The organism is Polaribacter sp. R77954, assembly GCF_044595335.1.
GTDB lineage: Bacteria > Bacteroidota > Bacteroidia > Flavobacteriales > Flavobacteriaceae > Polaribacter.
On record NZ_CP138992.1, the window covers coordinates 3,550,635 to 3,573,553 of the forward strand.

General features: G+C 32.2%; 10 protein-coding genes. All 10 read left to right on the top strand.

The window, feature by feature from the left end:
* The first annotated feature begins 4 nt into the window (after positions 1-4).
* Complete coding sequence (locus tag SJY27_RS15340) at positions 5-3,139, top strand: SusC/RagA family TonB-linked outer membrane protein (protein WP_397445748.1); 3,135 nt, start codon at positions 5-7, stop codon at positions 3,137-3,139.
* A gap of 10 nt (positions 3,140-3,149) precedes the next feature.
* Complete coding sequence (locus tag SJY27_RS15345) at positions 3,150-5,057, top strand: RagB/SusD family nutrient uptake outer membrane protein (RefSeq protein ID WP_397445749.1); 1,908 nt, start codon at positions 3,150-3,152, stop codon at positions 5,055-5,057.
* 106 nt (positions 5,058-5,163) lie between these two features.
* Positions 5,164-8,178 carry a SusC/RagA family TonB-linked outer membrane protein gene (locus SJY27_RS15350; RefSeq protein WP_397445750.1) on the top strand — a complete coding sequence of 1,005 codons (3,015 nt, stop codon included), beginning with the start codon at positions 5,164-5,166 and terminating at the stop codon, positions 8,176-8,178.
* A gap of 25 nt (positions 8,179-8,203) precedes the next feature.
* Complete coding sequence (locus SJY27_RS15355; RefSeq protein ID WP_397445751.1) at positions 8,204-9,928, top strand: RagB/SusD family nutrient uptake outer membrane protein; 1,725 nt, start codon at positions 8,204-8,206, stop codon at positions 9,926-9,928.
* 38 nt (positions 9,929-9,966) lie between these two features.
* Complete coding sequence (locus tag SJY27_RS15360; protein ID WP_397445752.1) at positions 9,967-11,130, top strand: DUF5627 domain-containing protein; 1,164 nt, start codon at positions 9,967-9,969, stop codon at positions 11,128-11,130.
* A 333-nt stretch (positions 11,131-11,463) separates the two neighbouring features.
* The gene (locus SJY27_RS15365; protein ID WP_397445753.1) at positions 11,464-14,991 is read left to right on the top strand and encodes a sulfatase-like hydrolase/transferase; all 3,528 of its coding nucleotides are present in this window, start codon (positions 11,464-11,466) and stop codon (positions 14,989-14,991) included.
* Positions 14,992-15,103: 112 nt separating this feature from the next.
* Positions 15,104-17,209 (top strand): BNR-4 repeat-containing protein, encoded by a 2,106-nt coding sequence (locus SJY27_RS15370; protein WP_397445754.1) that lies wholly within the window; start codon positions 15,104-15,106, stop codon positions 17,207-17,209.
* Positions 17,210-17,610: 401 nt separating this feature from the next.
* Positions 17,611-20,106: an immunoglobulin-like domain-containing protein gene (locus tag SJY27_RS15375; protein WP_397445755.1), complete on the top strand. Its 2,496-nt coding sequence runs from the start codon at positions 17,611-17,613 to the stop codon at positions 20,104-20,106.
* Positions 20,107-20,139: 33 nt separating this feature from the next.
* Complete coding sequence (locus SJY27_RS15380; RefSeq protein ID WP_397445756.1) at positions 20,140-20,322, top strand: hypothetical protein; 183 nt, start codon at positions 20,140-20,142, stop codon at positions 20,320-20,322.
* 79 nt (positions 20,323-20,401) lie between these two features.
* Positions 20,402-22,900: a T9SS type A sorting domain-containing protein gene (locus SJY27_RS15385; protein ID WP_397445757.1), complete on the top strand. Its 2,499-nt coding sequence runs from the start codon at positions 20,402-20,404 to the stop codon at positions 22,898-22,900.
* Positions 22,901-22,919 lie beyond the last annotated feature (19 nt).

Here is a 22,919-nt window from a genome sequence, read left to right on the forward strand (position 1 = left end):
AAAAATGAAAAAAACTTTTAAAAAACGAAATCCTTTACTGAGACTAACGTATGTTCTTGTTCTTGTACTTTCGGGTTTTACAAATTTTAATTTATTAGCTCAAGAGAAAGTAACAGGATCTGTTTCTGATAAAGATGGTAATCTTTTGCCAGGAGTTAGTATTTTACAGAAAGGAACTACAAATGGAATTAGTTCAGATTTCGATGGTAATTATGCCATAACTTTAAAATCTGGTGAAAAAACATTGATTTTTTCTTACCTAGGTTTTAAAACACTTGAAATTCCTGTTAAAAATCAAAAAGTAATTAATGTAACTCTAAATGAAGAGTCAGAAAGCTTAGGAGAAATTGTAATTGTAGGTTATGGTACTCAAAAGAAAGAAAGTGTTGTTGGGGCAATTTCTCAAGTAAAAGGGGCTGATTTAATGGAAAGGACAGCTGGAATAGCTAATATGGAAGAGGCATTACAGGGTAATATTCCTGGTGTTACTGCTATTCAAGGTAGTGGAGTTCCTGGTGAAAACAATATGAGAATTTTTGTTCGAGGTAGAAGTTCTTGGAATGGTGAAGGTGGTCCTCTAGTGCTAGTAGATGGTATAAAGAGGTCTATGACAGATATAGATATGAACGATGTAGAAAATATATCTGTACTTAAAGATGCTTCTGCTACTGCAGTTTTTGGTGTAGAAGGTGCAAATGGGGTAATCATAATTACTACAAAGCGTGGTAAAATTGGTAAAGCGCAACTATCTTTAAGTGTTAATTCAACCATTAAAATGGTTTCTCAATTGCCAGAAAAATTAGATTCTTATAGTGCTTTATTAGAGGCAAATAGTGCCATTTTAAGAGGTATAGCTCAAGCGCCTAATACATGGAATAATTACACACCTTTATCTGTTGTAGATAGGTATCGTAATCCTTCTAGTTTAGAAGAAAGTTATATTTATCCTAATGTAGATTGGCAAGACGAATTATTGAAAGATTTTGCACAAGATTATAGGGTTAATTTATCTGTACGTGGTGGAAACAAAAAGACCAAATATTTTGGTAGTTTAGCTTATCAAAGCGTAAGTGATATTTTTGATGGTGGCAAATATGATAATGGAAGAGGTTATTTAGGTGAATATAAATATGATAGATTTAACTTTAGATCTAATATAGATTTTAATATAACCAATACAACTGAATTCTCAGTTAGTTTAGGTGGTTATATGGGGGTTAGAGAAAGTCCTAGTGGTTTAGGTAATGTAACTAATGGGCTATACTTAATAGCACCAACTCTTTATCCACCTGTGTATCCTGATGGGGTTTATGGAAATCCTTTTAGTTATTTTAATGTGTATGTAAATCCTGTTGAGTCTTTGCAAGCTAAGGGTTATGATACATATAGAACTTTTCAAATTAATACTGATTTTATTCTAAAACAAAAATTAGATTTTATAACTAAAGGGTTGTCTTTTCAAGGGCGATTTTCTTTAGATAATACGCAAAGAAGTAGACAAGATTTAAATGATGGAGGTGTTATCTATAGGGTTTATGATGGTGATCAGGAGAATCTTCTTTTTCCAGATGCAAATAATCGATTTGGTTATGTGCAAGACCCATGGAATTTAGAGACTTCAGAGGTAGAAGAAGGGCAGCGAAAACGTAGAATGGTATATGATTTTTCATTTAATTACAACAGAACTTTTGCAGAAAAGCATAGCCTTACTGCATTGTTTTTAGTAAGAAGGCAAGAATCAGCAAGTGGTAGTGGTGGTATTAGTGCTTTTCCAAGTTATCGAGAAGATTGGGTAGGAAGGGTAACTTATAACTACGATTCAAGATATTTTATAGATATTAACGGGGCTTACAACGGATCTGAACAATATGGTCCAGGTTATCGTTTCGATTTATTTCCTTCTGTTGCATTAGGTTGGACAATTACAAATGAATCCTTTATGGAGAAAAGTGAAGACTGGTTAAACAACCTTAAAATTAGAGGTTCTTATGGTCTTATTGGAGACGATACTTTTTCAACAGCATTAAATAGATGGAGATGGCTTACGCAATGGCAATCTGGTTCATCTGCATATTTAGTGCCTAGTAATTATGGTGGAAGATCGCCTTACAACTTCTATAGAGAACAGGTAGTAGGAAACCCAGACCTGCAGTGGGAGGAAGCTGTTAAGTATAATATAGGGGTAGAGTTTTCTTTATTTGATGGTTTATTAACTGGAGAAGTAGACTATTTTGCAGAAGATCGTGATAAGATTGTTGTGTTAGATAATAGGTTGCAAGCAGATTTAGGCGGATTAACAGCTCCACCTGCTAATATAGGTGTTACTGAGGTAAGAGGTTATGAGGTGGTTCTCGGGTCTAGTTATACTTTTGATAATGGTCTAAATCTATTTGGTGATTTCAATTTTACCCAAGCAAAAGATATTATAATATCTAGTGACGATCCTTTTGCTACACCTAATCATTTACAAGAACAAGGTTTCGCTATTGGTCAAGGTAGATCAGCCATCCCAGCTGGAATATTAACAAGTTGGGACGATGTGTATATGTCAACACCACAAAATCAAAATCAAAATCTTACTAGAGTTGGGTATTATGATGTTGTAGATTTTGATGGAGATGGTATTTACGATAATAATTTTGATAATGCACCATTTGGTTATCCAGAACAACCTCAAAGAACTTGGAGTGCTACTTTAGGAGCACGATACAAAGGTTGGAGTATTTCAGCTCAACTATATGGTACCCAAAATGCTTCTAGATTGTTCAGTAACCAAACCTTTAGCAATTCAACACCTTTAATCTTTACACAAGATTTAAATTATTGGACCGTAGATACACCAAATAATACAGATACTCAGCCATCATTTGGAGTTCCAGGGGCAACAAATCCTAGAGACAATTGGTTAGATGGATCATTAACAAGGCTTAGAGCAGTTTCTTTATCGTATGATATTCCTAGTAAAACTTGTGAAAAACTTGGGTTAAAGAAACTTCAAGTTTTTGCAAACGGAAACAACTTATTTTTATGGTCTGATATGCCAGATGATAGAGAGTTTAACGCTTCTGGAGAAGCTCGATCAAGAGGAGATTATCCTACGTTAAAAAGATTCAACTTTGGTTTTAATATGAATTTCTAAAAAAGTAAAAATGAAAAACTATACAAAAAAAATACTAATAATTTTAGGACTCGTATTCTCCTTTTCGTGCGAGGACTACTTAGATGTGACACCAGACGCACTTATAACCGAAGAGGATGTTTTTTCTACTTTTAAAAATACACAAGGTTTTGTAGAAGAAATGTATGCTTTAGTGGTTTCTTACGAGCAGCAAGCTCATACCTTTCAAGATTTTCTATTAGGTGATGATGGTTTTGTTGATAGACCTACAAAAGCAAGTGGCGATATTGATGCAGGACGATTTAATGATGTAATAAGAGATAATTTTGTTTACTTAAATAACCACTATAATGCAACTTATGGTTCTACAGGTAATAATTCTGCAAATGTAGAAAACCAAAACAATTTTAATAAACAAAGACCAGGGGTTTATGATGGTAGTTTACGTGGTATTCGTAAAGCTAATCTTGTCATTAAAAATGTAGAGGAATTAGATTTAATGGTAAATGCAACTCAAGCAGAAAAAGATGTTATTCTTGGGCAAGCCTACTTTTTTAGAGCATTTTTCCACAACGAAATAATGAAATTTTGGGGGCGCTATCCATATATAGATAAAGTCTTAGTTGATGATTTTGCATTACAAAGACCAGAAACGTATAGAGAAGTTGCTTTACAAGCAAACGAAGATTACAAAAAAGCTGTTGAATTATTGCCTGTAGATTGGGATAATGAACCTTATGGACAACTTACACGTGGTGAAAATATGGGTAGACTTACAAAGGGTACAGCATATGCTTTTCAAGGTAAAAACTTACTTTTAGCAGCAAGCCCTTTAATGAAAGGAAATAATGTAAGTATCAATACATATGACTATGATACAGAATTATGTGAAATGGCAGTTGAAGCTTTTTCTGGGGTTCTTAAATTAGCTGACCAAGGACGTTATCGTTTAGCAACTTGGGATAATTATGATGAAGTATTTTGGAAATCATCAGCACCTGGTGCCTGGCCAGGAAGTACAGAATTTATTTTTGCAGCAACTGGGGGTAGCCAAGGGCAAGCTACTAGGTTTATGACCTCTGGAGTAAGTAGAGCTATCCATACCAATTCTGCTGGATATGAAGTTATTAGTCCTACACATAACTTTATTCATAATAATTTTGGGATGTCTAACGGACTTTCTATAGAAGATGATCTTAGTGGTAATTATGGACCTACTTTATTCGATCCTACTAAACCTTTTGAAAACAGAGATCCACGTTTTTATAAATGGCATATTATAGATGGAGATGTTATAGATCCTGGAGCAGCTGATCCACATAAAACTGCACAACTTTGGTTTGAATCGTCTACAGTAAAAGGTGCTCATAGAAGTAATAATGCAGAAAATATCAAAATATTGAATAATACTGGATACATGTGGACTAAATTTTATCCTAAGGTTGATGGTAAATATCATACAGTTTGGAATCCTATTATAAGCCAATATGTTGGAGTTAGAATGCATATGAGACTTACAGATGTTTATTTAATGTATGCAGAGGCATTACATGTTTCAAAAGGTGCAAGTGTAACACCTCCTTCTTACAGCTTAACTGCTGAAGGAGCTATTAATTTATTACGTACTAGAGCAGGAATACCTAATGTAAATGCTAGTATTGTTGCAGACAACAACAAGTTTATGGATGAATTAAGAAGAGAAAGAGCTGTAGAGTTAAGTTACGAAGCACACAGATGGGTAGATATTAGACGATGGGGCTTGGCTCATTTAGATAAATACAAAAGAAAGTTAGCTTTAAATTTCCCAGAGAACAGAAGTAGTTTTACAGAATCTCTTCTGATTGAAAGAATATGTGAGTTTCCTAAGCATTATTGGTTACCATTTCCTGTCGAACAAACACGAATTTACCCTGGTTTTACTCAAAACCCAGGATGGTAATCTTGTATAAATCCGCTTAAACTATTAAGAAATAATGAAAATAAATAAATTATATAGGTTGTTTACTTTGCTTAGCTTAACCATGTTTTGCTTTAGTAATTTTACAATGGCTCAAACAGATGGAACAGAAGTAACAGCAACTGTAGTTGATGAACAAGGTAGTCCAATTAGTAATGTGAATATTTTTAACGCTAATGGGCTTAAGGTTTCTTCTGATGTTAATGGTCAGTTTAACATTATATTAGAAGATGATGAAGAATCCATATCACTAGAAAAAAAGGGGTATGAAACATTAATTCTGACTTTAAATGATATAAATGGTAATATTACCATGAAGAGATCTCTTTTTTTAGCTTCAGAACAAGATGAACTGAATTTGGGAGTTGTTACTAAAAATAAACGTAACATTGTAGGTGCAATTACTTCAATTAATCCTAAAGATCGATTAACTTTTGATAATACACAGCGTGTTAGAAATTACATTAATGGATTAATGTTAGGTGTAAGAGGCTCTGGTAATATTAGAGGTATTGGTGGTACAAATGATGCAGTTTTTGTAATTGATGGTGTTATTGGTCGTGATCCTGATATTCTAAATATGGAAGAAATAGAGCAGATAACTGTATTAAGAGATGCTAATTCTCTTGCACTCTATGGTAGTCAAGGAAGAAATGGTGTTATTGTTATCAATACCAAACGTGGTAAAGCTAATAAAAAAGAAGTTAAAGTTAATGCGCTATCTACTTTTAGTACACCAATTTCTTTGCCTAATTACTTAGGTTCAGTTGATTACATGAGTCTTTTTAACGAAGCAAGAAATAATGATGGGTTGTCAGAATTTTATCCTCAATCACTTATTCAAGAATTTAATGCAAGTTCAAACAGATTCGAATATCCAGATTTAGATTTGTATTCAAAACAGTTTGTTCAGCCTCTAGTGGTTTCTACAAATGTGATAACAGAATTTTCTGGAGGAAATGAAAACAATCAATACTATGTTAATGTGGGTTGGAATCGTAATGGATCATGGGTCGATATTAATGATGATATAAATGCAGGAACGAACCGTTTTAATGTAAGGGGTAATATAGATTTTAGAGTAAACGATTGGATTACTAGTAGTTTTGATGGTATAGTTGTTATAAGTACAGAAAAGTCATCTAGAGGTAATTTGTTAAACGCTGCAACTACTTTAAGACCTAATATATATTCACCATTTTTACCTATAGATATGCTTAACACTAGTGATCCTGTTATTGCAGGGCAACTAGATGCTGCAAACACATTTAATGGAATGCTTTTAGGGTCAACTCAACAGTTTGGCGCAGATGCACCTGTAGCTTTAGCTATTGCAGGTGGATATCAAAATACCATTTTTCGTTCTACACAGTTTAACAACACAATCAATTTTGATTTAGATAGAATTACAAAAGGTTTAACAGCTAAAACGTATTTAAGTTTTGATTTTTATGATTCTTACAATGCAACTATTTCCAATCAATTCAAAACTTACGCACCAACCTGGCAAGATGGTAGCATAACAGCTCTTGATGTTTTTGGTGAAGACCTAAAAGATCAAACAGAAAATCTTAGTACCAATGACTTTATTTCACGATTTGGTTTCTATGGACTAGTAAATTATGATACTACTTTAGCTAAAAATCATTCTTTTAATACAACTTTTTTAGGCTTTTTTAATTCTCAAAGACAAAATGATGCTAAACAAACAGATATAGATTCTCACTTAGGATTACAAACATCTTATGACTACAAAAAGAAACTATTTGTAGATTTTACTGCTACTTATACTAATTCAATAAAATTACCAGAAGGCAATAGAGGCGCTTTATCACCAACAGGGGGTATAGGTTACGTTTTAAGTGAAGATGCTTTCTTAAAAAACAACAAGTTTATTAACTATCTTAAAATAAAGGCTTCAGGAGGTATTATAAAATCAGATAGAGGTATTACAGCACTTAATAGTGGTGGGTCTGTTAATAATGATGCTAGTGCTTACTATTTGTATGATTCAAACTATTCTAATGGAAATAATATAAATTGGGGAGATGGTAATTCTAATAACAGACAAAATATTACTCAAGGAGAGAATTTAGATTTAACATTCGAAGAACGAATTGATTTTAATTTAGGTTTCGAAACCTATTTAATGAATTCACTTTGGATAGAGGCTAATTACTTTAGAACAGAATTAGACAAACAAATTACATTTTTACAAGATCAATATCCTTCTTTTTACGATACTTTTAGACCTTATGATAATTATGATAAGAATTTATACACTGGTTTTGAATTAGGTATCAATTACAATAAAACTTATGAAGATTTTTCAATTAGTGTAGGTGCTAACATATTGTATAGTCAAACCGAAAGAGCTAGAAGATCTGAAGTATTTGCAGAAGACTATCTACAAACACAAGGAAAAGAGATTTCTACAATTTTTGGATTAATGGATCAAGGATTTTACTCTGAAGCAGATTTTACTACAGATATAAATGGTGTTAGAGTTTTAAATTCAGGTTTGCCTGTACCTCAATTTGGTACTGTGCAACCAGGAGACATAAAGTATGAAGATAAAAATGGAGATAACATTATAGATAATGATGATAGAGTTGCTATAGGACAATCTAGTAGCCCTTGGACGTATGCACTAAATCTTAACTTAGCCTACAAAAGATTCAACCTTTTTGTTTTGGCTTCAGGTCAATCAGGGTCTATGGGTAATAAGTTAAATGATAGTTTTAACGAATACTATTCTGTAGATGGTAATGACAAATACTCAGAAGTTGTTTTAGGACGATGGACACCAGAAACTGCAAATACAGCAACTTTCCCAAGGTTATCTTCGGTTACTAATCAAAATAACTTTAGAAATTCTACATTTTGGTTGTACAAAAATAATTTCTTCAATATAAGCAGAGCTCAATTAACGTATCAATTTACTGATGCTTTAATTGATAATTTAGGACTAGAAGATTTTAGCATGAATTTATCTGGAACAAATTTATTCGAGATATCTGAAAATAGAAATATACGTCAATTAAGAATTGGTTCAGATCCTCTTACTAGATCTTTTACACTAGGTTTAAGAGCATCATTTTAATTCAAACTATAAATTAGATTAACAAATGAAAACTTTAATAAAAAACATATTAATTGTATTGGTTTTTGCTGGAATCATTGGTTGTGAATTGGAGCCAATTGATGAAAACCTAGTAACTTTTGACGATATCAGCAATTTTCCTGATAAAGCTGAAGGGATATTATTAAATGGATATACAGGTCTCGTAAACCAATATTCATTTTCAGAAGCAGCTACTGATGATGCTGTAAATAACGTGTTAAACAATAATTACAAACGAATAGCTTTAGGAGAGTTAAATGCACAATTTAATCCTGCAGCTCGTTGGGGTAATTATGAAGAAGTATTCTGGGTAAATCAATTCCTAGATATTATTGAAAAAGGTCAAACACAATGGAGTAGAGACACCTTAACCAATACAATGTTTGAAATGCGTATGAAAGGAGAAGCGTTAGCTTTAAGAGCATTACACCATTATTATATTCTTCAAGCACATGCAGGTGTAGGTCAATCTGGACAACTGTTAGGTATTCCGTATTTTACCGAATTTATTGAACCAGATGGTAACTTTAATGTACCTCGTTTATCATTTGAAGCTTCTGTTCAAGCTATTATGGCAGATTTTGATGCAGCTTTAGAATTATTACCTACAGATTACGGTTTAAGCGCAGCTAATGTAGATCCATGGTATTCAAATTTAGAAGATTTTGATTATGATAAATATGGAATCGTAAACGATAATTATTTTGATCTACGTATTTCTGGAAGAATAGTAAAAGCTTTAAAAGCGCGTTTGGCACTTTTTGCAGCAAGCCCTTCTTTTTTAGATAGTCAAGGCTATTATGAATTGGCTGCAGATAATGCAGCACAAATTTTAAATACCATTGGTGGTGTTGCAGGTTTAGATCCTACTGGAAATGAGTTTTATGCAACTGATGCTAACATTCAGAGTAGAGAATCTCTTTGGCGTGCTTCTATTGGAGGTAATAGTACTACTTATGAAAGAAGAATGTTTCCACCATCTGTGAATGGAAATGGTGAAATAAATCCAACTCAGAACTTTGTAGATGCATTTCCAATGTTAGATGGTACACCAATTAGTGAGTCTAATACTTATGATCCTCAAAATCCTTATGCTAACAGAGATCCAAGGTTACAAAAATATGTTGTTGTCAATGGTACTGAGTTTGGTGGAGGCATCATTAATACCGGTTTTGGAGGTGGAAATGATAGATTAGATTCTATACAGGGGCAATCAACAACTACTGGATATTACCTGAAAAAATTATTGCACCCAGAAGTTAGAATTAATAATGATGGAACTGCTCAGGGTAAGAGACATGCCAGTGTATATTTTAGATATACTGAGTTGTTTTTAATTTTAGCAGAAGCAGCTAATGAAATTGCTGGTCCTGACCATCAAGTGGATGGTATCTCTGCTAGAGATGTAATCGCAGCCATACGTAATAGAGCTGGTATTACTCAACCAGATAATTACTTAGCATCAATTACAACTAAAGAGGCAATGCGTGAGCTTATTAGAAATGAACGTCGTATAGAATTAAGTTTTGAAGGTCATAGATTCTGGGATATTAGAAGATGGGGATTACCTTTAAATGATACAGCTAAAGGTTACTTTTTTGACGGTAATAACTATATTGAGTTGCCATCTGTTGAAATTAGAAATTATCAATCATTTGCAACGTATATGCCTATTCCAAACTCAGAGATATTAAAATTCTCTGAAATCGAGCAAAATAACGGATGGTAATGTAATTTTGTAATATAAAAGAATAAAAAATATTAAACATGAAAAAATATTTAGTAATTTGTGTAATTGCCTTTAGTATATTGGCTTGCGAGAATCAATTAAATGATTTCCCTGATTTTGGTTCAACTTCAGTGTATTTTCCTTTTCAAACACCAGTTAGAACATTAATTCAAGGAAAGTACGATTTAGGATTTAATGATAATGATAATAATGGAAGATTTGAAATAGGTGTTACTATGACAGGTGTTTATAATAACACTTTAGATCGAAGAGTACACTTTGAGTTAGCACCAGACTTGATAGATGCAGCTGCTTTAGGACTTGATACTGTAAATGTAGAGGTGTTACCATCTTCTTATTATACTATAGAGCAAGAAAGTCCATTAACAATTCCTTCTGGTTCTATAAAAGGACGTATTCCTGTACAACTTTCTGATGCTTTTTTTGACGATCCAAAATCATTTGCAGAGTTTGGTGAAGTTCATTACGTAATTCCATTAAAAATTACAGATTATGAACAATTAGATTCGCTTTTAGTAGGTGTGCCAGCAGAAGATGTTATAAATCCTATCAGAATCAAAGCAGATGATTGGCAGTCATTACCAAAAGATTATACGCTTTTTGGTATTAAGTATATGAATAAATACCAAGGTGTTTACTTAAGACGTGGAGAGGATGCTGCTATTGGGTCTAACGAATCAGTAACAGTTTTTACAAATGGAGATCCAACAGTAACTGAAACCGAAAATATTGAAGGATCTACAGTATATAGATCTGAATTTGTTGTAGATGATGAGTTAATTCCATTAGCAACTTCAGCAAGAAAAGATGTAACTACTACTATTGGTGTTAGAAGGCCAGGTATTGCAACTAATAGCACATTATCTTTAAATTTAGCATTTAATGATAACGAAGAAGTTATAGTAACTAATGCAGACCCTAATAGTGATGTTGTGGTAACAGGTACTGGAAGTTTTGTAGAAGATGGAGATGAATGGGGAGGAAAAAGTAGAGATGTAATTTACTTAGATTTTCAATATCGAGAATTGGTGGTTGAAGTAACTGAAAATCGTTTTTTTGGTAGATTGCTTTCTACTAAAACAACTACATTTGATTTGTTACACACAGTTAAAGATACTTTAGTGATTAGAGATAGAGATGTTAAATTTGAAGAATTTACTATAAATTTAGAAAAACAATAAATTATAAATAGTCATCGTTTTGTAAATAGTAATTTAATAATGCTACCCTTCATTTTGTAAAATGAAGGGTTTTTTTATAAGTTGTTTAAGTAAGCTAAAGGTTTAGAATAAAAGACATTACTAAATGGTTATATCATTTAAAAATAAATAATCAGCCTTTAACAAGATTAAATTTTAAATCAGACTTAAAATTAACTTCAATATAAATATATTAAATGAAATTTTTCAGGATAGGACAGGATAGGGTTGTATACCTTAAGTCATACTTTTATCAATCATCAAACCTTCATAAAGTCAAAATTAAAGGCAGTTAATATTTTAAGAAAACAAGATATGTTTAAAAAAAGTTTTTTATTAGTCGTCATTTGTTCAATTTATAGCATAAATACTATAGTTGCTCAAAAAAAATCAAACCTAGAGAAACCTAATATCATCTTTATTTTAACCGATGATCAACGCTTTGATGCTATTGGTTATACAGGTAACAAATTTGTTCAGACACCAGAAATGGATAACCTTGCAAAATCAGGTACATACTTTAAAACAGCAATGGTAACCACGCCAATTTGTGCTGCTAGTAGAACAAGTCTTTTAACGGGTTTGTATGAAAGATCTCATAACTTTAACTTTCAAACAGGTAATGTAAGAGATGAGTATATGGATAATTCTTATCCAAGATTGTTAAAAGACAATGGGTATTACACAGGTTTTTATGGTAAATATGGAACAAGATATAATCATTTAGACAAACAGTTTGATGAGTACGAATCTTATGATAGAAATAATAGATATAAAGATAGAAGAGGTTACTACTACAAAACAATTGGTAAAGATACTGTACACTTAACAAGATATACAGGACAACAAGCATTAGATTTTATAGATAAAAATGCAGATAACAAAAAACCTTTTTGTTTATCATTAAGTTTTAGTGCGCCTCACGCACATGATGGTGCACCAAAACAATACTTTTGGCAAGAACCTTTAGATGCAATGTTAGAAGACACTACAATTCCAGATCCAGAATTGGCAGATGAAAAGTATTTTTTAGCACAACCAAAAATTGTTAGAGATGGTTTTAACAGATTACGTTGGACTTGGAGATATGATAATCCAGAAAAATACCAACATAGTTTAAAAGGATATTATAGAATGATATCTGGAGTAGATTTAGAAATCAAAAAAATTCGCGCAAAACTTAAAGAAAAAGGTCAAGATAAAAATACAGTTATTATCTTAATGGGTGATAATGGTTACTTTTTAGGAGAACGTCAATTTGCAGGAAAATGGTTAATGTACGACAACTCAGTAAGAGTACCTTTAATTGTTTTTGATCCAAGAGTAAATAATCATCAAGATATAGATGATATGGTATTGAATATTGATGTTACCCAAACCATTGCAGATTTAGCGGGAGTAAAAGCACCAGATTCTTGGCAAGGAAAAAGTTTAATGCCAATTGTTAGAAAAGAGAAAAAATCTATTGAAAGAGATACTGTTTTAATTGAGCATATTTGGGATTTTGAGAACATCCCACCAAGTGAAGGTGTGCGTACAAAAAAATGGAAATATTTTAGATATGTAAATGACAAAACAATTGAAGAATTGTACAATTTAGAAAAAGATCCACAAGAAATTAAAAACCTAGTTGGTAAAAGAAGATATAGAAAAGTTTTAGCAAATTTAAGAGCTAAAACAGATGAATTAATCAAAAAGAACAGCAATCACTTTAGAGCAGCTCCAACAGATTTAACAGTTGAATTAATAAGAGCTCCAGAAACAGAAGTAGAAATTTTCGATTTAAAACCAGAATTTGGTTGGACAGTTCCTTTAGGAGCAAAATACCAAGGTGCATATCAAATTTTAGTAGCATCAAGCAAAGAAATTATCGATGCTAATAATGGTGATGTTTGGGATAGTAAAAGAGTAGCATCCTCAAAATCTACAGATGTAGAGTATGGAGGAAAAGATTTAGAAATTGGTAAAACCTATTTTTGGAAAGTTAGAATTTGGGACGAAGCCAATAGATTGGTAGATTATGCAGAGCCTCAAAAATTTACGACTGGTAAAAGTGATAGTTATATCATTTCTACAGAAAATAAATACATCACTACAAAAGTAAAACCTAAAAAGTTTGAAAAAAGAGGAGACTTTTATTTTATAGACTTTGGTAAAGCCGCTTTTGCAACTATGAATTTTAATTATGTAGCAAAAACTCCTCACACAATTACTGTTAGAGTCGGTGAAATGTTAGATGATAAAGGCAATGTAAACAGAGTTGTACCAAAGAAAAGCAATATACGTTACCAAGAATTAAAAGTTGATGTAAAACCTGGTAAAACAGAATACCAAATTCAAGTACAAACAGACGAACGTAATACAAGACCTAATCAAGCAGTGCCTTTACCAGATGGTTTTCCTCCATTAGTGCCTTACAGATATGCAGAAATAGAAGGTTTTGAAGGAGAATTAAAAGCTGAAGATTTTACACAATTGGCTTTCCATAGCTATTGGGATGAACAAGCAAGTAGTTTTAAGAGTAATAATGATATTTTAAATCAAGTTTGGGACTTATCTAAATATTCTATAAAAGCAACTACATTTAATGGATTGTATGTAGATGGAGATAGAGAACGTATTCCTTACGAAGCAGATGCATACTTAAATCAATTAAGTCATTATACTACAGACAGAGAATATGCAATGGCAAGAAGAACCATTGAGTATTTTATGAAAAATCCAACATGGCCAACAGAATGGCAACAACATGTTCCTTTATTAATCTATGCAGATTATATGTACACAGGAAATACGGAGTTGATAGAACGTTACTATGAGGCTTTAAAACATAAATCATTATTTGAATTATCTAACGAAGATGGATTGATTACATCTACTAAAGTTGATAAGGAATTTATGAGAAAGTTAGGTTTCCCTGATGGATACAAAAAACCATTAACAGACATTGTAGACTGGCCTTCAAAGAATTTTGCAGGAAGTAAAACAAAAGGAGAACGTGATGGTTTTGTATTTAAACCTTATAGTACTGTAATTAACTCTTTCTTTTACGAGAATATGAAAATCATGGCTGAGTTTGCTAAATTATTAGGAAAAACACAAGAAGCTTTAGATTTTGAATACAGAGCAGCAAAAGCAAAAAAAGCCGTAAACGAACAAATGTTTAATAAAGAAAAAGGTATTTATGTAGATGGTATTGGCACAGATCATTCATCTTTACATGCTAATATGATGCCTTTAGCATTTGGTTTGGTTCCTGAAGAGCATTACCAATCTGTAGTAGATTTTGTAAAATCTAGAGGAATGGCTTGTAGTGTTTACGGAGCACAATTTTTAATGGACGGTTTATACAATGCAGGTGAGGCAGATTATGCTTTACAATTGTTAGCAAGTAAAGCTAAAAGAAGCTGGTATAATATGATTCGTGTAGGTTCTACAATCACTTTAGAAGCTTGGGATTATGAGTATAAAATAAACTTAGACTGGAACCACGCTTGGGGTGCTGCACCTGCAAACGTAATTCCTAGAGGTTTATGGGGTATTAAACCTAAAACACCAGGTTTTGGTATTGCTACTATTAAACCTCAAATGAGTAACTTAAAAAATAGTGAGATAGAAGTACCAACAGTAAGAGGAACTATCAAAGCAAAATATACCTATAATGGAAAAAGATTGCAGACATACGAAATTGAAATTCCAGGTAATATGGTTGCAGAATTCTCTTTAAATGGTTCAGAAGGAAAAGAATTTATCCATAATGGAAAAAGCGTTCCATCTGCATTTAAAATTGTAAGACTAACACCAGGTAAACATACCATTCAATTAAAAATTAATTCTTTTTAATCTGTAATTTGATAAAAAGATAATCGACAAAATAAAAGGCAGTTAAAAACTGCCTTTTATTGGTTAAAAAATATATCTAAAATCGAATTCAATAAACCATAATTCCATCAACATGAAAAAAATACTACTATATATACTGATGATTGGTTCTTTGAATACAATTAAAGCACAAAAGAAATTATCTGCCACATTAAAAAGTGCTACTAGAGTTTCAGAAGAAGGCGAAGGAGGATTGTTTTTTGCTGGAGAAAGAGATGTAAATTATAGGTTCGGAAAAAGAATTACACCTCATGGAGATTGTGTAGATGTTATCAACGGATACGCATTTGTTACTTGGTATAAGGGTGGTATGGACAAACGGAACTTAATGTTATCCAGAAAAAACCTAAATGTAGAAAATTCACCTTGGGTAACCATTCAATTCCCACATCAACATGTGGGGCAAAGAGGAGAAATTTTTAAAGGAACAGGAATTAGAGGAGATTCTCACAATACAGCTGCAATAGGTATAAGTACAATAGACAACACCATACATATTATTTACGACATGCATGCATACTCTAAAAGTGAATTGCCAACTGTGTTTTTTAACTACTCTGTGTCTAAGAAAGACATGGCTTTTGTGCCAGATAATGAATTTACATTAGAAATTTTTAATGCAAAGAGAACCTATCTTAAAGAAGGGCAAAATTATGAACGTTTAACATATCCAATGATTCATAGAGCAACTGATGGAAGCTTAGTAGCAAGATACAGAAAAGGCGGTTCAGGTAATGGAGATATCTTATTGGCACATTATAATGGCACTTCTTGGTCTAATAATTGGACCTATCATGAAGGGACTTTAGATCTACCCAATAGAAATAATATGTATGGTGGTGAACGCTTTTTATATGGAAAATTCTATTCGGGATTTTCTATTAGATATTCCACAAATAATAACACAAGTACAAGTAATGGCTATATGTTAAATAGCGGATTGTACTATGCTTATACTAACGAAATTCCCAAAGATAATTCAAGCAATTGGTTTAATATAAAAGATAATCCAATAACATTACCCATAAAAAATAATATAGATCCAACAAAAGATCCTGTTCAAATTGGTCAGCCAGGAGACGATTTTGGTACAGCTTCTCAACCTAGAAGTTCTAACGATCCTGCATGGACAGTTACCGAAAACGGAGCGATACATTTTATTACTAGAGTAGATAATATAAATGTGCATTATTATAAAAAAGCTACTGACGCTAACTTTTCTAAAAATGCAGGTGGTTTAATTCCGAATCCAGATACAAGAGGCGAAATATATAGCTACAAAAACCATGTTTTTATGGTAGAGCTTTTAAATGGTAAGGTAAATATTAAAACCACTTTAGAAGGTGAAAATAATTGGCAAGTAATTTATACAGGTTTAGAGAGCATTTCTTTTGATCATTTTGATGCTTTTGTAAATAATGATAAACTGTTTGTATATCTCATGGAAAATACAGGGAATAATACAGTAGGTGTAGGTGATAAGCGTCCACTATATTTTCAAGAATTTAACTTATTTGAAATTGAAGATTCAAGTGCAAGTTTAATAAAAGTTCTAGAAGCAGAAGATTTTACCACAGCTTCCAATGATATTACTGTTGGCACAAACAGTGCAGCTTCAGGAGGAAAATACATAGATTCATTTACAAGCAATCAATTTTTAGAATATAAATTTGATATTACTGATGCAGGTAATTACGATATTGTTTTACACGTAGCTGTTAGAAATAGAGACGATTCTGTGATGGATGTACAAATTAATGAGCAATTTTATAATGATTTCTTGGTCGTAAAAACTGGTGACTGGAATATTTATGGTGAAAACAGAATAGAAAACGTAACTTTAAATAAAGGAGAAAATACCATCAGACTTACGCAAAAAAGGTCTTTATCTAGTGAGCCAGATAAAATAGAAATTTTCTCAAAAGCCCCATTAAGTACAAATAGTTTTAGTAAAAATAATATTCGCATTTATCCAAATCCAAGTAATGGTATTTTTACATTAAATACGTCCACTAAAAATATAGAATATCAATTGATAAATGTACAAGGTAGAATTTTACAAAAAGGAATTGTAAAAAATAACCAATTGAATTTTTCTAACTATGCTAAAGGGGTGTATGTTTTACGATTAAATTCGGTCGATCATAAAACTCTTGTAAAGCGAATCTTTATAGAATAATTACGGTATTCCTTATTATTAAAAACATTATGAATAAAATTTTTGAATATTCGTCGTGTTTTTTTTGCAAAAAAGCAAAAACCACAATAATTGATCTTTTAAAAATTGATCTTGTAATAATAAATCAATTTTAAAAATATATTTTTTTGAAATTGTAAAATACGAGAATATAATCTAGAATCTACGCTAGGTTAAAATAAACCTACGTCTAAAATTCAACACCTCTTTTAAGTCTTATTTTAACTAGTTTGTATACTATTTTACCTCAAAACAGTATAGAGCAGGATACTTCAGCACAGTTATGTTTTTAATATTGTACTACTAAAATTTTAACCAATGCAACAATACCACCTCCTAATTGTTGTGAATAAACTAAAAAAATCAATTAAAATTTATTAATTATGAAGAAAATTTTACTACTACTTTGTGCTTTCGCTACTTTAAGTGCTTCAGGACAGTATTACAATGGAGAGGCTTGGTATAGGCTTGGAAACGCTGATTCGTCTCTTTTTATGACAGTCAATACAAGTACAGGGGCTTTAACATGGGAGGCTCCATTGTTTGGCGCAGACGCAGCAAGACAACAATGGGCTATCCAAGAACATGGAAATCCTGGTAGTGCTGGTTACGTGCAAGTTGTTGCTACTGTTTCAGGTAGTGGGAATTTTACTATGGCAGCAGATCAATCAACCTATACAGGTAGTGGTGATAAAAATATCACAATTACTACTGTTGCAGGTGACCCAATAACTGATGGGGGAGATCCAAACTATGGTTATGACCAGTTTCAAAGAAGAAGAACAAGTGGTACGTCTGCTCCTAGTGGTCAAAACGACGCAATATTTTTAAAAATAATTGGTGGTGAAGGAGGCTCAAGATATGGTGTAACACCAGTTTCTGGAGCTGCAGTTAAGTTTGATGGTGGAGGTATTGATGTACTAGTGTATGATCGAATAAGAGATCTTGCAGATCCTTTTGTGGCTCCAAGTGCTGGACCAGTAATTACTTTGTTAGGTGATGCAATTGTAAATATTTCAGTAGGTAGTACTTATACAGATGCTGGTGCAACAGCAGATGATAATGGTACAGATGTTACAGGAGATATTGTTACTGTGAATCCAGTAGATGATGATACAATCGGAACTTATACAGTAACTTACAATGTAACTTCTGGAGGAATCGCTGCTACTGAGGTAACAAGAACAGTTAATGTAAATGCAGCTGGAACAATAACTTCTGCTCAAACTGGTAATTGGAATGAAACTGCAACTTGGGTAGGTAGTATTGTACCAACATCAGCAGATGATGTAGTTATTGCTGATACGCACGATATTACAGTACCTAATGGTATACACGCAGAAATGAACAATTTAGCAGTTGGTGGTGATGGCGCTTCTATTATACAAAGTGCAGGATCTTCTATGACCGTAACTGGTAATATTACTTTAGAAAGATCTCAAGATGGTTATGTTTTTAATGGTGCTGTTGGTACTGATATGGGAACATTAATTTACAGTGGTGCTCCAGTTACAAAAGCAGATTTATCTTCTAGCCCAAGAGTTAGAATTACCCAGAAATTAACTGATGCTGACCAATGGCATTTATTTTCTTATGGTTTTAAAGAGTCTAGATTATATGAAATCTTTTTAGATGCGCATTACAGGGTAAGTACAACTTCTGGTAACGAAGGTAATTTGGCATTTGCTACTTATGATGGTAATACTTCTTCATATAGTTACCCACATACCTCATCATCAACATTTGCTACAGATGATACTGAATTAGCTGTAGATGGTAAAGGTTATGCAATCAACACAGCTTCTGGAGAAACAGATGTTCGATGGAGAGCTAGGTTGCAAACAGATGATGTCTCTATTGATATTTCAGATGCAGGAGATCAATTTAACTTGGTAGGTAATCCTTATCCTGCATATTTACATGCAAATGACAATGCAGACGGAACAAATAATTTATTAAGAGTTAATGGGGCAAATGGCTCAGGTGTATTAGATGAAGACACCATTTGGCTATGGGATGCTGCAAATGGTATGTTTGTTACTAAAGTTTTAGGAGGTGATTCTTTTAGAATTAACCCAATGCAAGGTTTCTTTGTGAAAGCAAAAACAGGTGGCGATGTTACAGAATCTTTTAGCTTTACTGAAGCTATGCAAAGTCATACAAGTACAAATGCATTTTTCAAAACATCTAATCAAAGATTCGAAATAGATTTATCAATTTCAAGCGGTAAGTTAAGTCGAAGTACTTCTATCAGATATATAGAAAATATGACTACTTCTTTTGATAATGGATATGATGGTTCTATGTTTGGAGGTTACAGTTCAGGTTTAGAGGTTTATACCAATCTTTTAGAGGGAGATGTTAGCAAAAAATTAGCAATTCAATCTTTACCTAGTGCAGATTATGAAAATATGATTATTCCTGTTGGAGTTAGTGCAGCAGCAAATTCAGAAATTACTTTTTCTGCAAAAGCATTAAATGTTCCTTCTGGTTACAAAGTATTTTTAGAAGACAGGTTAAATAATACGTTTACTAGATTAGATGAAGCAAATTCAGAATATATTGCTACTGTTACTGATGAAATTACTGAGGGCCGTTTTTACCTATATGCAAAATCATCTGCTTTATCTACAGATTCAGAATTGTTAAGCAGCGTAAGTATTTATAAATCTGCGGCTTCAACGTTAAGAATCGTAGGATTGTCACAAGGAGAAGCGAATGTAAAATTATTCAATCTTTTAGGAAAACAAGTAATGACTTCAAACTTCAATGTAACAGGAGTTAAAGAACTTGCTTTACCAAATTTATCTAAAGGAGTTTATATTGTTCAATTAGAAACCGAAACTGGAACATTAAATAAAAAAATAGTTTTAGAATAATCGATACTTAATTAACCTAAAAAACAAAACATAATGAATAAAAAAATAGAAAACACTCAAAATAAAGAACAAGAAATTACACGTAAAGACGCTATTAAAAAGATAGGAAATTACGGTAAATATGCAGCATTAACGGCTTTAGGAACTTATATGATTTTGAATCCACAAAAAGCTCAGGCTAGTTCAGTACCTGCAACTCCAGGTTCAGGATTTTAAAAAAAAAGTATTAAAACAATTATAAAAAACACCAATTTATTGAGTAATAAATTGGTGTTTTTTTTAAGAAATTACAGTTATGACAAAATTTGCCTGGAAGAATGTATTCTTTTTTAGCTTTATCTTTTTTTCATTAGGTATAAGTGCACAAACTACAGCACAAGACGAAGATACAGGTGCTTATACCACTTGTAATGCAGATGGAGCAAATGCAACTAGAACATCAAATGATTTAGCAAACCCTGTAAATGTAGGAACTATAGATGATAGAAGTTGTTATGCCAATTATAAAGAAAGTAATGTAAATAGTAAAACCTGGGGTGTTTACAATATTACCTATGATTCTAATAATCAAGATGCAGCAAATACCTTGCAACCTAGAATGGAGCGTTCATTGCCTAGATCTACAGAGTCTGGTGTTGGAAGTTACGCACGATTTACAGGAACAGTTAGAATTTTAGAAGTTGGTATAACCAATAACGTTAATAATGATGGAACTTATATTATGCAAGCCAAAGGAAAACATGATGGTGGTGGAGGTTCTGCAGACCCAGCCATATGTTTGTTTTTGGCAAAACCAGTATTAGATGGTAGTAATAACCAAATATCATTTAATATTTATAGAGAACAAATTAACTATAGAGGTGGAGAAGGTTCAGATGGAAGAACTTTGGTATACCTAACAAATATTGCTAAAAATGCTGAAACAAGTATAGTACTAGAGGTTGGTTTTAGACAAGATCCATCTGATTCTTCTAAAAGGATACATTATGCAGATGCCACAATTGGTGGTACAGCTTACAATTTTAATATTCCAGAACCAGAAAAAGGAACAGAATCTGGTATTAGATATGGAGCCTATAGAGTTAAAGGAGGTAGAGCTCAAATTAGATGGGCAAATACTACGTATCAAAAAGTAGAAAATGCTAATACAGGAGCAACAATTACTTCAGCACAATCAGGTAATTGGAATGATGTTTCAACTTGGAATGGAGGTAATGTGCCAAGTATTAATGATGATGTTGTTATAGATCATACTGTAGAAATTGCAAGAAATGGAGTTGGGGCAGAGGCAAAATCAATCACTTGTAATGCTTCACCTGCACAAATTATCATTAGAGAAAATACAAAACTAACAGTTACAGGCGATATAACTTTATCAAAATCTGATGATGCTATTATTGTTTATGGTCAATTTGCTGGTGCCAAAACAGGTACAATGATATTTGGAGGTAGCTATACACCAGGTAAAAAAACAAGACTAAGAAAAAGATTAACAGATAGTAAATGGTTTTTAATTTCAAACCCATTTTTAAATCCAAGAGTAAATCATACTACAGCTCATAATGATACTAAATTACGTGATAATGGTACTGTTTTATCTCTTGCTTCTTATGATGATAGTAAAGTATCAGGTTCAAAATATACATATTACACAAATGGATCAATTGCTGATGGTATAAAATTTGGAACTGCTCAAGGATATGCTATTAGTGTTTCTTCATCAGATACAAAAGACGATTATGTTATGCAAGGTGTGCAACATAGTGGTGCTGTTTCTTATACATTGTCTACAGGAGGTAATGGTTATAATTTAATAGGTAATCCATATATTTCGTATGTAAATGCAAACGATGCTGCTGATGGTACAAACAATATACTTAGAGTAAATGGTTCTAACGGTTCTAATATATTAACTGAAGATACTATTTGGTTATGGGATGGAGACAATGATGTTTGGGTAACAAAAAATTTGGGTGATGTAACAGACCCAGCTTTCAGAATAGCTCCTTTACAAGGATTTTTTGTAAAAGCAAGTGCTGCATCAGCTTTTAATTTTACAAAAGCAATGGAATCGCATAATGATACTGATGCTTTTTTAAAGACATCTAATAATCGATTCGAAATAAAATTATCAATTGCTAATGGAAAGAAAAAAACAAGTACTTCTATTAGATATATAGATAATATGACTACCGATTTTGATAATGGTTATGACAGTTCAATATTTGGAGGATATGCATCAGCACTTGAAGTATATACAAATCTTGTTAAACAGGGTAATAAGAAGTTGGCAATACAATCTTTACCAAACAAAAATTTTGAAGATATCATTGTACCTGTAGGAGTTTCAACTGCTGTAAATTTAGAAATCACATTTTCTGCAGAAGCGTTAAATGTACCAACAGGCTATAAAGTATTTTTAGAAGATAGATTAAAAAATACGTTTACAAGATTAGATAAAGAAAATGCAAAATATACAGCTACAGTTTCAGAGCGCTCTATAGAAGGTCGTTTTTATATTCATGTTAGATCTAGTGCTTTATCTACTAATACAGCATTGTTAAAGAGTGTGAGTATTTATAAATCTAATGCTTCTACATTAAAAATTGTTGGTTTATCTCAAGGAAAAGCAAGTGTTCGTATCTACAATGTATTAGGTAAACAAGTATTAAATACTTCATTTAATTCAATTGGTGTTAAAGAAATCTCTCTACCAAAATTATCCAAGGGTGTTTACATTGTTCAATTAGAAACAGAAACAGGTAAATTAAATAAAAAGATAGTTGTAGAATAATCCTAAAATAAAATCTCAA